The following is a 13,548-nucleotide window of genomic DNA, read 5'->3' on the forward strand; positions in this document are numbered from 1 at the left end:
GAGAAAGCACTGAGGAGAGACGTGAGCGGCAAGGGTGCACCGGAACTGTCCGTACGCAACGCGAGGGACCTCAGGGTCGCGGTCATCGCGGCGCAGTGGCACGACAAGGTGATGGACGGTCTGGTCGACGGCGCCCTGCGCGCCCTCCGTGAGCTGGGGATCGACGAGCCCACGCTGATCCGGGTCCCCGGCAGCTTCGAGCTCCCGGTGGCCGCGAAGGTCCTGGCCGGACGCGGCTACGACGCGGTCGTCGCCCTCGGTGTCGTCATCCGCGGCGGCACCCCCCACTTCGACTATGTGTGCCAGGGCGTCACCCAGGGCCTCACCCAGGTCTCCATCGAGACCGGCGTCCCCGTCGGCTTCGGCGTGCTGACCTGCGACACCGAGGAGCAGGCCCTGGACCGGGCCGGTCTGGAAGGGTCGAACGAGGACAAGGGGCACGAGGCCGTGACCGCCGCTGTGGCAACCGCGGTCACGCTTCGCTCAGTATCTGAACCGTGGCACTAGGTCGTGCGGCACACCGCGTAGAGTGGGCGCCACCATGTCCAAGAAGACGTTCGAGGAGCTCTTCACCGAGCTCCAGCACAAGGCCGCCCACGGCGACCCCGCCACCTCCCGCACCGCAGAGCTGGTCGGCAAGGGGGTCCATGCCATCGGCAAGAAGGTCGTCGAGGAGGCCGCCGAGGTCTGGATGGCCGCCGAGCACGAGGGCAAGGAGGCGGCCGCCGAGGAGATCTCGCAGCTGCTCTACCACGTCCAGGTGATGATGGTCGCCCGCGGGATCTCCCTGGACGACGTCTACGCCCACCTCTGAGCCGCACCCCACATCTGCCCGAACACCTGCCCGAGCAGAACGAGCAAAGGAAGCCGACCTCATGCTGCGCATCGCCGTCCCCAACAAGGGTTCACTGTCCGGCCCTGCGGCGGAGATGCTGCATGAGGCCGGCTACCAGCAGCGCCGCGAGTCCAAGGAACTGCGCATCGTCGACCCGGAGAACGAGGTCGAGTTCTTCTACCTCCGCCCCCGCGACATCGCGATCTACGTCTCCTCCGGCCGCCTCGACATCGGCATCACCGGCCGCGACCTGCTCATCGACTCCGGCGCCAACGCCGAGGAGATCCTCCCGCTCGGCTTCGCCCGCTCCACCTTCCGCTTCGCCGCCAAGCCGGGCACCGCGAACGGCATCGAGGACCTGACGGGCAGGACGGTCGCCACCTCCTACGAGGGCATCGTCGCCAAGCACCTCGCCGACAGCGGCGTCGACGCCTCCGTCGTCCACCTCGACGGTGCCGTGGAGACCGCGATCGAACTGGGCGTGGCCGAGGTCATCGCGGACGTCGTCGAGACGGGCACCAGCCTGCGCAACGCGGGCCTCGAGGTATTCGGCGAGCCGATCATGAAGTCCGAGGCGATCGTCGTCCGCCGGGCCGGCGCCGACACCGAAGAGCCCAAGGTGCAGCAGTTCCTGCGCCGCCTCCAGGGCGTCCTGGTGGCGCGGACCTACGTGATGATGGACTACGACTGCCGCGTCGAGCAGCTCGAGAGGGCCGTCGCGCTCACGCCGGGTCTGGAGTCCCCGACCGTCTCCCCGCTGCACAACGAGGGCTGGGTCGCCGTCCGCGCCATGGTCCCGTCCAAGGAGGCCCAGCGGATCATGGACGACCTGTACGAGATCGGTGCCCGGGCCATCCTGACCACCGCGATCCACGCCTGCCGCCTCTGATGTCCGGCCTTCCCGATCTTCCCGTCACCTTCCGGCCGGGGCACACCCGCGTGATCCTGCTCACCGCGGGATTGGCGATCTTCGTGGTGATCTCGGGGATCGCGATGCTGCTGGAGCACCTCGGTCCGGGGGAGCGACTCAGTTTCATCCTCACCGGCGCGCTCATCTTCGGCGTGCTGGCCCAGCTCGCCCGGGTGAAGGTCGTCGCTGACGATACCGGCGTCACCGTGGTCAACATCGCGAGCAAACGGCGCCTGGACTGGGCGGAAATCGTCCAGGTGAACCTCCGTCCGGGCGATCCCTGGGTGTTCCTCAACCTCAGCGACGGCACCAGCCTGCCCGCACTCGGCATCCAACCGGGCATCGCCAAGCAGCGCGCCATCGCCGACGCGCGCACCCTGAGGGCACTCGCCGAGGCCCGCTCGACGGCCCGCGTCACCGAAGATCAGGGCTGACTCGGGGAGCCCGACCCTGCCGTATCGGCCCGTGTCTTGATTAATCTGGTGACGGAGGCGTTTTTCGCTGCGCCTCCACCCCTGCGTGCCGCCCGGCGCACAGGGGTTCCTGCTACCCGAGGAGTGACTCCCTCCGGCGATGGACGGATCGTCCTGTAGTACCTGCGCCGCCCCCTCCCGACATACCGGGGAGGCGGCGGCATCATGACCACCCCCCTGCTGCTCCTCGGAGCGGCGTTCCTGCTGATTCTCGCGAACGGGTTCTTCGTCGCGGCCGAGTTCGGTCTGGTGACGGTCGAGCGCCCCGACGCCGAGAAGGCCGCCGCCGACGGCGACAGACGCGCCCGTACGGTCGTCGAGTCGCTCAAGGAGCTGTCCTTCCAGCTCTCCGGCACCCAGCTCGGCATCACCATCACCTCGCTCGTCGTCGGCATGCTCGCCGAACCGGCCCTGGCGGCGCTGCTGCACGGCCCGTTCGCGGCGGTCGGCATCCCCGGGGGCGCCGTCTCCGGTGTCGCCGTGGTCGTCGGCATGCTGCTCGCCTCGGCGATCCAGATGGTGATCGGCGAACTCGTGCCCAAGAACTGGGCGGTGTCCAAGCCGCTGCAGGTCGCGCGGTTCGTGGCCGGCCCGCAGCACCGCTTCGCCCGCCTGTTCCGCCCGGTGATCGCCGCGCTCAACACGGTCGCCAACCGGCTCGTACGGGCCCTGGGCGTCGAGCCCGCCGAGGAGCTGGCCTCCGCCCGCACCCCCGGCGAACTCGTCTCCCTCGCCCGCCACTCCGCCCGGGCCGGCGCCCTGGAGCAGGACACGGCCGATCTGTTCGTCCGCACCCTGTCGCTGGGCGAACTGACCGCGCAGCACGTCATGACCCCGCGCGTGAAGGTCAGCGCCCTGCAGTCCTCCGCCACCGCCGAGGACGTGGTCAACCTCACCCGCGCCACCGGCCTGTCCCGCTTCCCCGTCTACCGGGAGAAGATCGACGAGATCGTCGGCATGGCCCACCTCAAGGACGCGCTGGCCGTCCCCGTGCACGCCCGGCTGCGCACCCCCGTCGGCCACATCGCCCGCCCGGCCCTGCTCGTCCCCGAGACGCTGCCCGTCCAGCCCCTGCTGGCCCGGCTGCGCAGCGAGCAGCCCATCGCGGTCGTCGTCGACGAGTACGGCGGCACCGCGGGCGTCGTCACCCTGGAGGACATCGTCGAGGAACTGGTCGGTGAGGTCCGCGACGAGCACGACGGCCAGCTGGTGCCGCAGCTCGCCGCCGCCCCGCCCGAGGACGGCAAACCCGCCTGGGACGTCGACGGCAGCTGCCGCGTGGACATCCTCCAGCGGATAGGCCTCGACGTGCCCGAGGGCCCGTACGAGACCGTCGCCGGACTGGTCGCCGACCTGCTCGGCCGTATCCCGGCCCCCGGCGACAAGGCGGAACTGCCCGGCTGGCGGCTCTCCGTGCGCCGGGTCGGCCACTACCGCGCCGAGCGGGTCCGCCTGGTGCGCACGGCCCCCGCGGTGAACGTCATGGAGGCCGTCCGATGAGCGTCCTGCAACTGGTCTTCGCCGGCCTGCTCGTGCTCGCCAACGGCTTCTTCGTCGGCGCCGAGTTCGCCCTCGTCTCCGTCCGCCGCAGCCAGATCGAGCCGCTGGGCACCGCCCGGGCCCGACAGGTGCTGTACGGCCTGGAGCGGCTGCCGCAGATGATGGCCGCCGCCCAGTTCGGCATCACCGTCTGCTCGCTGACCCTGGGCGCGGTCGCCGAACCGACGGTGGCGCACCTGCTCGAGCCGGTGTTCGAGTGGATCCATCTGCCGGAGGGGATGATTCACCCGCTCGGGTACGTCATCGCCCTCGCCGCCGTCGTCTTCTTCCACCTCGTCATCGGCGAGATGGTCCCGAAGAACCTCGCGATGGCCGCCCCGGAGAAGGTCGCGCTCTGGCTCAGCCCCGGTCTGGTTGCCTTCGCCCGGCTGTGCCGGCCCATCACCGTGGCCCTCGGCGCCTGCGCCCAGGGCATCCTGCGGCTCTTCCGGGTCGAGCCCAAGGACGAGGTCGAGGCCGTCGTCACCAGCGAGCAGCTCAACCGGCTGCTGGAGGACTCCGGCCAGGCGGGTCTCCTCGACCCCGAGGAGCAGGAGCGTCTGGAGGACGCGCTGGAACTGGGCTCGCGCCCGGTCACCGATGTGCTTCTGGGACGCGAGTCGCTGGTGACGGTGACTCCTTCGGTCACCCCGGGACAGATCGTCGAGCTGACCGCGCGCACGGGGTACTCCCGTTTCCCGGTCGCGGCGGAGACCGGCGCCTTCATGGGCTACCTGCACGTGAAGGACGTACTCGACCTGGAGGAGTCGGACCGGGCCGTGCCGCAGCACGTCTGGCACCCGATGACGACCCTGCGGGCCGAGCTGCCGCTCGACGACGCGCTCACGGTGATGCGGCGCGCGGCCACCCACCTGGCCCAGGTGGCGGACGCCTCCGGCAAGGTGCTCGGCCTGGTCACGCTGGAAGACGTCCTGGAGCTGCTGGTCGGCGAGGTACGCGACCCGGCCCACCGCGAAGCCGCACCCCCCAGGGTGCGCGAGCCCCGGGCGAGCGGCGAGCCGGAGGAGGCGCTGGCCGGCTGAGCCGGGGTGCCGCTGCGCAGTCCGGCGCGCGCAGCTGCTGGCAGTCGTGCCGCTGGGGCGGCACGGGTGGGCGGTGGGGGTCCCCCCGCTCGAGCGAAGCCGAGAGCGGGGGAGGCACCCCGCAAGCGCGGGCGAGCGACCCCCCCGCCAGCCCCAGCACGCGGCGCCTACATGGCCGACGGATCCTGCGGCCCCCGCCCCGACAGCACCTCGCCGTACGCCTGCATGAGATCCGGCAGCCGCAACGTGGCAAGGTCGTCCCGAGTCAGCAACCCGGGATACACGGACAACCGCAGATCCCGGTACGCGCAGCTCTTCTCGTACAGCGTCCGCAGGAACCGCCCGTTGCCCAGCTCGTCGATCCACCCCTGCTCGACGACGTGCCCGGCGATCGACCGCAGTTCGTCCAGCGCCTCCTCGTCCCAGACGTCGCCGTTCTCCGCGGCGAGCACCTCGCCGATGGAGGTGAGTTCGAGGGGCCGGTAGGAGGGGAAGTCGACGCGGGTGGTGAAGCGGGAGGACAGCCCCGGGTTGGCGGCCAGCAGCCGGTCCATGCCCTCCGGATAGCCGGCCAGTATCACCACCAGGTGGTCGCGGTTGTCCTCGGCCCGCTTGAGCAGCACCTGAAGGGCCTCGTCGCCGTACGCGTCGCCCTTGCCGTATCCCGAGTTGGACAGCGAGTACGCCTCGTCGACGAACAGCACCCCGCCGATCGCGGAGTCGATCAGCTCGTTGGCCTTCACGGCCGTCTGGCCCAGGTACTCCCCGACCAGGTCGGCCCGTTGTGCCTCCACGAGGTGGTCGCCGCCGAGCAGGCCGAGGGCGTAGAAGACGCGGCCGAGGATGCGGGCGACGGTGGTCTTGCCGGTGCCCGAGGGGCCGGAGAAGACGAAGTGCCGTTTCGGCGGCTGGACCGGCAGCCCCTGCCCGGCCCGCAGCCGGGCCATGTTCAACTGCGCGGACAGCGCCTTGACCTGGCGCTTCACGGGCTCCAGGCCCACCATGCGCTCCAGCTCGGTGAGCGCCTCCTCCAGCAACGCGGGGTCGGTGGGCCCGGCGGGCAGCGGCGAGGACGGCATGGCGGTCTTGGCACGCACCGCCGGATCGGTCACCGACGGCATCGCACCGGTCGGCGGCAGGTCGGCGTCCGTCAGCCGCAGGTCGCGGCCCTCGGTCCCGAAGAGCGGGTCGAGCACGTCGGGACCGTCGACGGTGTCCTGGCCGACTCCGGTGAGTGTGATCGCCGCGAGGTCGACCGCGTCGTCGTACCCGTCGCCCTCGGCGATCGCGGCGAGCCGGGCGGCGGTGTCCATGAAGGCCGGGTCCACGCGGTGCACCGCCCGGTACAGGGGGAGTGCGGCGGCGCTGCGGCCGGTGCCCTCGTGCGCCCGGGCCAGCCAGTACCTGAGCTCCTTGCGCTGCGGCTGCTCGCTGCGGCAGCGCATGAGGGCCGCCGACAACAGTGGCTCGGCCTGTCCGTACATCTCCAGGCGGACCCGGGCCATGCCGCCGAACAGACCCGCCTCGATGCCGAGCAGGGTGTCGTCGAGCAGCGGGTCGGTGTGCCGGACCAGCTGTTCCCAGTCCTTGACCAAGTAGGAGCGGCAGGCGTGCAGGAAGCGGACCTGCGGGTCGGTGTCCACCGGCGGCAGCCCGGCGAGGGCCCGGTCCAGCTCCGGGACGTGGCGGCCGTCCAGCCAGTGCGAGGCGTGCGCGAGCAGCAGGTCGCGCGGGCTCTCGAGTACCGGCTGCACCCACCAGCCCAGCCAGTACCAGGAGTTGACCGTTCGGCGGTGCCGGGCGCGCTGCTCCCCGAAGCGGTCCCGGTGCCGGTACATCCTGAGCAGGGCGGTCGTCGTGTCGACGCGCAGCGCGTGCAGCCCGAGCCAGCCGTCGGCCATCCCGGGATCCATCCGCACCGCGGTGCGGAACTCGTCCTCCGCCTGCGGATAGGCACCCATGGTGTAGGCGTCCACACCTCGCAGCCAGGCGAGGTCGGCCGGGGCCTCGGGGCCCCGCGTGCCGAAGTCCATCACGTCCCCCACAAACCGTGCCCCCGTAGGTTCACCACCGGACCCTCGAACCGCTGTACCGCGGACCGGAGTTGCAGGTGCGCGAGTGGTCGCACCGAGGGCATCGTACCCGCGTGGCATCCCCCCGCCGAAGGGCGCGGCACGAGCCGTTCGACGAGGTGGGAGCAGACGGGGCGCACACGAAATGGTGACCCTGAGTGAGCGAATGGCGGCGCATGGCGTCCGGAAGAACGGACCGCGGGCAGAACGAAGCCCCCGATCACGGGGGAACAACCGGGGGCTTCGCGTAGGTGGGCGGCTTCGAAAGGCCGCACATTGAGAACGTAAGACCTGTACGGCCCCCCGGTCAAGCCGAGTTGAGGCACTCGAACAAGTTCCCAGAGGCGGGCCTTCACGACTTCAGCACACTGCGGACGGTCCATCACCCTGGGTGACATCTTGGTCCGGTCCAGGGGACACGGCAGGCCCCGGCAGCACCTCGTACCCCTCCTGTGACTGCCGTACCAGCAGATCGGCGTACGGCCGCGAGGGATCGGCGGCGAAGTGCGCCTGTTCCGCCCGGACCCATCCGGCCCAGAAACCCCGCTGCTCCGCCCCGTCCCGCAGTCGCCCTCTCGTCCAGGAGTCCTCACGGGGCAGTTCCATCCACAACAGCCGCGCGAGGTGCGGGCGCAGGGCGCGGCGGCCGGCGCCGACCCCTTCGACGAGGAGCACGGGCGCGGGCGGCAGCGCCCGGGACAGGCCGAAGCGCCGGGCGCGCCAGTCGTACGGCGTGTAGCGCGCGGTCTCGCCGCGGCCGAGCGGCTCGATCACCTGGGCGAGCAGGCGCCCGGTCCAGTCGAAGAGTTCCGCGTGGGTGGCGATGTCGTCCAGATGCAGCACCGGCGCCCCGCCCAGCGCGGCGGCCAGCCGTCCGGCGAACGTGGACTTGCCGGAACCGGCATGCCCGTCGACGCCGACGATGCGGACCGGCCCGCAGGAGGGGGGCAGTGCGCGCAGCCGGGAGGCGAGGTCGTGAATGGCGATTCCTGAGGTGTGATGCGGTGTGGGAGGTTTTCCGGAAACATTCTAGTAGCGGCCCATAGTGGCCGTGCCGGTGGGCCGTAAAGAGGTCACACCTTGAACCACCGGCTGGCGGCCAGTCAATCTCGGCGATTAATACCGAATCCGCTGACCGATATGTCGAATTCGGCGTTCCCGCTGTGCCCGCCGCTGAGTAAGGTGCCTCCTGCACAACTGCGACGCGTCGTACGGGGACGGACAGGGGTAGATGGCCGCGGAGTTATTCGAGGGGCAGTATGTGTGGCATCCGGCGGCCGACGACCGCGTGCTCGCGAGCGTATGCGTCGACGTGCGCGCCGGACGTTATCGCAGCGCCCACGAAGCCCTGGCCGAGACGGGAACGGACTTCGGTCTGCGGGCCCACCGCTCCCTCGTCCTGGCCTCCGAGGCCGCCGGCACCGATCTGGTGGAGCGCTGGCTGGCCGAGGAACCGACACCTGAAGCCGCACTGATGTGGGCGCGGGTGGCCGTGCAGCGGGCGCTCAGGGCCGCCGACGCCCGGGACGAGCGGGCCGAGGCCCTGGAGCGGATCGCGCTGGCCGCCTGCGACCGGGCCACCGCCCTGGCCCCGGCCGACCCCACACCCTGGGTCGCCAAGCTGGCCATGACCCGGCTGCACCAGCTGCGCGACCCCGCGCCGCACGGGCTGCTCACCGCCCCGCCCGGACCCTGGCGGCTGTTCGCGCACGTGCTGTCCCTCGACCCGTGGCACCGCGAGGCCCACCACCGCTTCCTGTCCTTCTTCTTCACGCGGTACGGCGGCTCGGTCAACTCCGCCTGGGACGTGGCCGCCTTCCTCAGCCAGCGGGCGCCCGCCGACTCCCCGCTGCGGCTGCTGCCACTGGTCGCCCTGGTGGAGAGCTACAACCCCACGCAACTGCTCGCCGACCGCGTCTGGGAGCAGCCCCAGTGGCGCTCCACGGCACTCGCGATCTATCACAACTGGCTGCCCACGGTGGCCGGCTACCGCCACACCCCGGTGCTCGACCTGGCCTACCTCGCACACGCGCTGGTCATGGCCCAGCGCGAGTTCGAGGCCCGGGCGGTCTTCACGGCGATGGGCCCCTACGCCTCCCGCATGCCCTGGAGCGCCTTCGGTGACCCTGCGGAGCAGCTCTCCCGGGCCCGGCGCGCCTGCGGCCTGCCGGTGCCGGGGCCCACCTGATCGTCCGACTTCCTGCTCGTCCCCTACCCAGAGAAAGGTCGATCTGTGTCAGAACGGATATCGACTCCACGGGCGAGAGCCCGCGGGGGAGAGGACCCGGCCGCGCTCGACGACGACGCGACCCTGCACGCGATGGGTTATCCGCGGAAACTCACCCGCCGTTTCCAGGCGTTCGACAATTTCGCGATCTCCTTCACCATCATCAATATCATCTCGGGCATTTTCTCGTCCTTCGGATACGGAATGAACGCGGGTGGCCCGCGCATTCTGGTGTTCGGCTGGATCGGCGTCTCGATCATGGTGCTCTTCATCGGAGCGGCCATGGCCGAGGTGGCCTCGGCCTATCCGACGAGCGGGGCGCTGTATTTCTCCGCCGGTAAACTCGCCAAACGCCACAAGGGCGCCTGGTCGTGGTTCACCGGCTGGCTGAACTTCGTGGGCCAGATCGGCGGCACCGCCGCCACGGGCTATGCGGCGGCGACCTTCATCCAGGCCTTCGTCGCCCTCCAGTGGGACTCCTACGAGCCCACCGTTCACCAGACGGTCCTGATCACGGCCGTGATCATCGTGCTTCAGGGGCTGGCCAACACCTACACCGTCCAACTGGTGGCCGTCCTCAACCGGATTTCCGTGTGGTGGCTGCTGATCGGACTCGTGGTGATCGTGACCACACTGATCGTGATGCCGGACCACCACCAGTCGGCGTCCTTCGTGACGCATTTCGTGAACAACACCGGCTTCAGCAACGGCCTTTACGGCGGGATGCTCGGGCTGCTGGTGACCAGTTGGACCTTCACCGGCTTCGACGGCAGCTTCCACATGTCCGAGGAAACCGTCCAGGCGACGGTGAACGCGCCCAAGGGGATCACCCGTTCGATCGGGTATTCGGCGATCACCGGTCTGATCCTGATGCTGGCATTGGTCTACAGCATCGGCGACTACGCCAAGGTGGCGGGTTCGTCCGCGCCGCCCGTCCAGATCCTCATCGACGGTCTCGGCATGGGCTGGGCCAAGGTACTGCTGCTGGTCGTGATCGGCTCGATGCTGTTCTGCGGCCTCGCCAACCTCACCAGCAACACCCGGCAGATCTTCGCCTTCTCCCGGGACGGCGCCATGCCCGGCTCGCGCTGGTGGCACTCGGTCTCGCCGCGCACCCGTACCCCGGTCAAGGCGGTGTGGCTGGCGGTGGGCTGCTCGCTCGTGCTGGTGCTGCCCGGCTGGTGGTCGCACACGGCGTTCACGGCGATCGTCAGCGTCAACGTCGTCGGGCTGTTCCTCGCCTACGCGGTGCCCATCTTCCTGCGGCTGCGGCTCGGCGACGAGTTCCAGCCCGGGCCCTGGCACCTGGGCCGCTGGGGCCGCCCGATCGGCTGGCTGGCCGTGGTCTGGATCCTGCTCAGCAGCGTGCTGTTCATGCTGCCGCAGGCCTCCCCGATCACCGTCGACTCCTTCAACTACGCGCCGATCGCGCTGGCCGTCGTCCTGCTGGTCGCCACGGTGTGGTGGTTCGCCACCGCCCGCCGCCGCTTCCAGGGCCCGGTCAGCTACGGCCGCCCGGACGAGGTAGCGGCGATGGACCTCGTCTGACCCCCGCCCCACCGCCCCCGGCGCGCGCACCTCACAGGCGCACGCCGGGGGCGTTCGTGTAGCGGAACCCCCAGTGGCCTGCGCTCGCCCACGCGCACGGCCCGAGATCCCGCACGGGGCGAGGTCCTCGAGCGGCGGCCACGAACCTCGTCCGACCCTCGCCCCACCGGCCCCGGCGCGCGCACCTCACAGGCGCAAGGCGCACGCCGGGGCCGTTCCCGTGTCGCGGGACCGCAAGTGGCCCGGGCCGGTCCACGCGCACGGTCCGAGGCGCCGCACCGGTGCGAAGCGCTTGGACACTGCCCAGTGTTCCTGGCGGCCGTGCCGGCCATTGCGCGGCCACGCGCCTGGGGGGCGCGCCGGGCTGCCGGTGGTCGAGACCAATATTGGTGGGCGTGGCGCGGGCCGAAGTGCTGGCAGGGGCATGCCGCCTGCTTCATAGTTGGCGCACAGCCGTGCATCGGACCGCCCGAAACCAGACGTCTGGGGGTCTTCCGCCCATGAGCACAGCCGAACAGCCCTCCCGCAGAACCGTCCTGGCCGCCGTCGCCGCCGCGGTGGTCTCCGGAGCCGGCCCCGCGGCCGCCGCCGCGGGGGACGACGCCGAGGACCCCGGCCACACCCCGGGCGGCCACACCCCGGTCCGCCCCGTCGACTACCGCGCCTGGACCTCGTACTCCGACTGGCGCGGCGGCGCGGCGAACGGCACCCGCGCCGTACCCGGCCCCCGCCCGGGGCTCGTGATCGGCACCCCGGCCGGCAGCACCGGCTACCCGGACCCGCACACCGGCACGACGGCCACCTGGGAGTACGCCACCTGGACCTCGCCGGTGCACCGGCTCTCCGTCCCCGCCACCGAGACGATCGCCTCCTGGAACGCCCACACCCCGGCGGGCACCTGGCTCCAGGTCGAGCTGGCGGGCACGTACTCCGACGGCACCGACACCCCCTGGTACGTGATGGGCCGCTGGGCGGCCGGCGACCAGGACATCAAGCGGACCTCGGTGGACGACCAGGCCGACGGCAAGAGCACGATCTGGACCGACACCTTCGCCATCGACGACGCCGCCACCGGCCTCCGCCTGGTGTCCTACCGGCTGCGACTGACCCTCTACCGCAAGCCCGGCACCGAGCTCACCCCCATCGTCCGGCGGCTCGGCGCCATGGGCTCCGACATCCCCGACCGCTTCACCGTCCCGGCCTCCACGCCGGGCCTCGCCCGGGAACTGATCGTCCCGCGCTATTCGCAGGAGATCCACAAGGGCCAGTACCCGGAGTACGACAACGGCGGCGAGGCCTGGTGCAGCCCCACGTCCTCGCAGATGATCATCGAGTACTGGGGCGGCCGGCTCACCCCCGAGCAGCTGTCCTGGGTGGACCCGTCCTACGCCGACCCGCAGGTGTGCCACGCGGCCCGCTCCACCTACGACTACCAGTACGCCGGCTGCGGCAACTGGCCGTTCAACGCCGCCTACGCGGCCACCTTCCGGGGCCTCCAGAGCGTGGTCACCCGGCTCGGTTCACTCACCGACCTGGAGGCGCTGATCGCGGCCGGCATCCCGGCCATAACGTCCCAGTCCTTCCTCAAGACCGAGCTGACGGGCGCGGGTTACGGCACCTCGGGCCACCTGATGACCGTGATCGGCTTCACCGCCGACGGGGACGTGATCGCCAACGACCCGGCCTCGCCCGGCGACGCGGTGGTACGGCGCGTGTACCTGCGGCGGGAGTTCGAGAACATCTGGCTCAGGACCAAGCGGTACAACGCGAGCGGCAAGGTCGTCTCCGGCACGGGCGGCGTCTGCTACCTGTACTTCCCGGACCGTCCGACCCTCCGCCAACGCAGGGCGCTCGCGGAGGCGGGGGTGTGCTGACCGGTTGCCTGTGACCAACGTCTCCGCCACGAAAGCCGCCATCGGTGGCAAGGTGGACGAAACGGTGGGGGGAGTCCACCCGGCACAACAGACCTCAGCGAGACGACATGACCGCACAGACAGCCACCGCCGCCCGCCCCCGAACCCGCACGGGCGGACCGCAGGACGACGGCCCCAGGATCCTCGAGCACGTCATGGGCTGGGTCCTGGTCGCGGTGATCGCCATGCTCGTGACTCAGCTCGGCCTGCTGTGACCTGAAGGCCCGGTCGGTGAAGGGCAGTTCATCGGAGCGCACGATGTTGTTCTGACATACTGCCGATGTCCCGCAGCCCGCCCGAGACCAGGGTCCGAATTGAATATCAGGCAACAGGGTGCCGCCGTCCGTCCCCGGACGCGCGGTACCGAGCGTTCCGCGGCCCGTCGTGCCGAACTCATCGCCATCGGGCGGAAGTTGTTCGCCGACACGTCCTACGACGCGCTGTCCATGGACGACATCGCCCGGCAGGCGCATGTCGCCAAGGGCCTGATCTACTACTACTTCCAGTCCAAGCGCGGCTACTACCTGGCGATCATCCAGGACTCCGTCGCCGGTCTGGTCACCCACGCCGCGAGCGGTCTCGACATCCCGGCCGTGGACCGCGTCCACCGCACCATCGACAGCTATCTGCGCTACGCCGAGCACCACCAGGCCGCCTACCGCACCATCGTCAGCGGCGGAGTCGGCTTCGACGCCGAGGTGCACGCCATCCGCGACGGCGTGCGCGAGGCGATCGTGACCACCATCGCCGAGGGGGCGTACGGCCGCGGCGACGTCGCCCCGCTGGCCCGCATGGGCCTGCTCGCCTGGGTGTGCAGCGTCGAGGGCGCCACCCTGGACTGGATCGACCGCCCCGGCCTGTCCCGCGAGACCATGCGCTCGCTCCTGGTGAAGACCCTGGGTGGCGCCCTGCGCGCCATCGAGGAACTGGACCCCGCCTACCCGGCCCCCGCACCGGCCCGCCGGGACGCCTGACGATCATGACGGGC

13 protein-coding genes are annotated in these 13,548 nt (G+C 70.9%); 11 read left to right on the plus strand and 2 right to left on the minus strand.

Going from position 1 to position 13,548, the window contains the following annotated elements; all coding sequences use genetic code 11:
- Positions 1-21: 21 nt before the first annotated feature.
- From ribH to ACH45E_RS18730, 6 genes are all read left to right on the plus strand, one after another.
- Complete coding sequence (ribH, locus tag ACH45E_RS18705; RefSeq protein WP_361441287.1) at positions 22-507, plus strand: 6,7-dimethyl-8-ribityllumazine synthase; 486 nt, start codon at positions 22-24, stop codon at positions 505-507.
- 34 nt (positions 508-541) lie between these two features.
- The gene (locus tag ACH45E_RS18710; protein WP_016434182.1) at positions 542-814 is read left to right on the plus strand and encodes a phosphoribosyl-ATP diphosphatase; all 273 of its coding nucleotides are present in this window, start codon (positions 542-544) and stop codon (positions 812-814) included.
- Between the two features lie 61 nt (positions 815-875).
- Positions 876-1,724, plus strand: coding sequence for an ATP phosphoribosyltransferase (gene hisG, locus ACH45E_RS18715; RefSeq protein ID WP_361441291.1), 849 nt, complete (start codon positions 876-878; stop codon positions 1,722-1,724).
- On the plus strand, positions 1,724-2,179 hold the full coding sequence (locus tag ACH45E_RS18720; protein WP_361441294.1) for a PH domain-containing protein: 456 nt from the start codon (positions 1,724-1,726) through the stop codon (positions 2,177-2,179). Before hisG ends, ACH45E_RS18720 begins: the two co-directional genes overlap by 1 nt.
- A gap of 204 nt (positions 2,180-2,383) precedes the next feature.
- The gene (locus ACH45E_RS18725; RefSeq protein ID WP_361441297.1) at positions 2,384-3,718 is read left to right on the plus strand and encodes a hemolysin family protein; all 1,335 of its coding nucleotides are present in this window, start codon (positions 2,384-2,386) and stop codon (positions 3,716-3,718) included.
- Positions 3,715-4,800 carry a hemolysin family protein gene (locus ACH45E_RS18730; protein ID WP_361441300.1) on the plus strand — a complete coding sequence of 362 codons (1,086 nt, stop codon included), beginning with the start codon at positions 3,715-3,717 and terminating at the stop codon, positions 4,798-4,800. Before ACH45E_RS18725 ends, ACH45E_RS18730 begins: the two co-directional genes overlap by 4 nt.
- 167 nt (positions 4,801-4,967) lie before the next feature.
- Here ACH45E_RS18730 and ACH45E_RS18735 read toward each other — a convergent pair whose 3' ends face one another.
- Both ACH45E_RS18735 and ACH45E_RS18740 read right to left on the minus strand, forming a co-directional pair.
- Positions 4,968-6,833: an AAA family ATPase gene (locus ACH45E_RS18735; protein WP_361441303.1), complete on the minus strand. Its 1,866-nt coding sequence runs from the start codon at positions 6,831-6,833 to the stop codon at positions 4,968-4,970.
- Between the two features lie 399 nt (positions 6,834-7,232).
- A complete protein-coding gene (locus ACH45E_RS18740) occupies positions 7,233-7,853 on the minus strand; it encodes a hypothetical protein (RefSeq protein WP_361441495.1) in 621 nt (206 codons plus the stop codon).
- A 250-nt stretch (positions 7,854-8,103) separates the two neighbouring features.
- On the opposite strand from ACH45E_RS18740, the gene ACH45E_RS18745 reads away from it, so the two are divergent.
- The 5 genes from ACH45E_RS18745 to ACH45E_RS18765 all read left to right on the plus strand — a co-directional run bounded on the left by ACH45E_RS18745 (position 8,104) and on the right by ACH45E_RS18765 (position 13,534).
- Positions 8,104-9,060: a hypothetical protein gene (locus tag ACH45E_RS18745; protein WP_361441306.1), complete on the plus strand. Its 957-nt coding sequence runs from the start codon at positions 8,104-8,106 to the stop codon at positions 9,058-9,060.
- 45 nt (positions 9,061-9,105) lie between these two features.
- On the plus strand, positions 9,106-10,647 hold the full coding sequence (locus tag ACH45E_RS18750; RefSeq protein WP_361441309.1) for an amino acid permease: 1,542 nt from the start codon (positions 9,106-9,108) through the stop codon (positions 10,645-10,647).
- 500 nt (positions 10,648-11,147) lie between these two features.
- Complete coding sequence (locus tag ACH45E_RS18755; RefSeq protein ID WP_361441312.1) at positions 11,148-12,521, plus strand: peptidase C39 family protein; 1,374 nt, start codon at positions 11,148-11,150, stop codon at positions 12,519-12,521.
- 107 nt (positions 12,522-12,628) lie between these two features.
- Entirely contained in the window at positions 12,629-12,775 is a 147-nt protein-coding gene (locus ACH45E_RS18760; RefSeq protein WP_361441315.1) for an SCO1431 family membrane protein, read from the plus strand.
- A gap of 99 nt (positions 12,776-12,874) precedes the next feature.
- The gene (locus ACH45E_RS18765) at positions 12,875-13,534 is read left to right on the plus strand and encodes a TetR/AcrR family transcriptional regulator (protein WP_361441318.1); all 660 of its coding nucleotides are present in this window, start codon (positions 12,875-12,877) and stop codon (positions 13,532-13,534) included.
- Positions 13,535-13,548: the final 14 nt, after the last annotated feature.

The sequence above is a fragment of the Streptomyces sp. NPDC020299 genome (assembly GCF_044387825.1).
Classification (GTDB): Bacteria; Actinomycetota; Actinomycetes; order Streptomycetales; family Streptomycetaceae; genus Streptomyces.

Excerpts from the sequence above, each read along its gene's own strand:
- ACH45E_RS18710 (WP_016434182.1), top strand. The coding sequence starts at position 542 with ATGTCCAAGAAGACGTTCGAGGAGCTCTTCACCGAGCTCCAGCACAAG.
- hisG (WP_361441291.1), top strand. The coding sequence starts at position 876 with ATGCTGCGCATCGCCGTCCCCAACAAGGGTTCACTGTCCGGCCCTGCG.
- ACH45E_RS18720 (WP_361441294.1), top strand. The coding sequence starts at position 1,724 with ATGTCCGGCCTTCCCGATCTTCCCGTCACCTTCCGGCCGGGGCACACC.
- ACH45E_RS18725 (WP_361441297.1), top strand. The coding sequence starts at position 2,384 with ATGACCACCCCCCTGCTGCTCCTCGGAGCGGCGTTCCTGCTGATTCTC.
- ACH45E_RS18730 (WP_361441300.1), top strand. The coding sequence starts at position 3,715 with ATGAGCGTCCTGCAACTGGTCTTCGCCGGCCTGCTCGTGCTCGCCAAC.
- ACH45E_RS18735 (WP_361441303.1), bottom strand. The coding sequence starts at position 6,833 with ATGGACTTCGGCACGCGGGGCCCCGAGGCCCCGGCCGACCTCGCCTGG.
- ACH45E_RS18745 (WP_361441306.1), top strand. The coding sequence starts at position 8,104 with ATGGCCGCGGAGTTATTCGAGGGGCAGTATGTGTGGCATCCGGCGGCC.
- ACH45E_RS18755 (WP_361441312.1), top strand. The coding sequence starts at position 11,148 with ATGAGCACAGCCGAACAGCCCTCCCGCAGAACCGTCCTGGCCGCCGTC.
- ACH45E_RS18760 (WP_361441315.1), top strand. The coding sequence starts at position 12,629 with ATGACCGCACAGACAGCCACCGCCGCCCGCCCCCGAACCCGCACGGGC.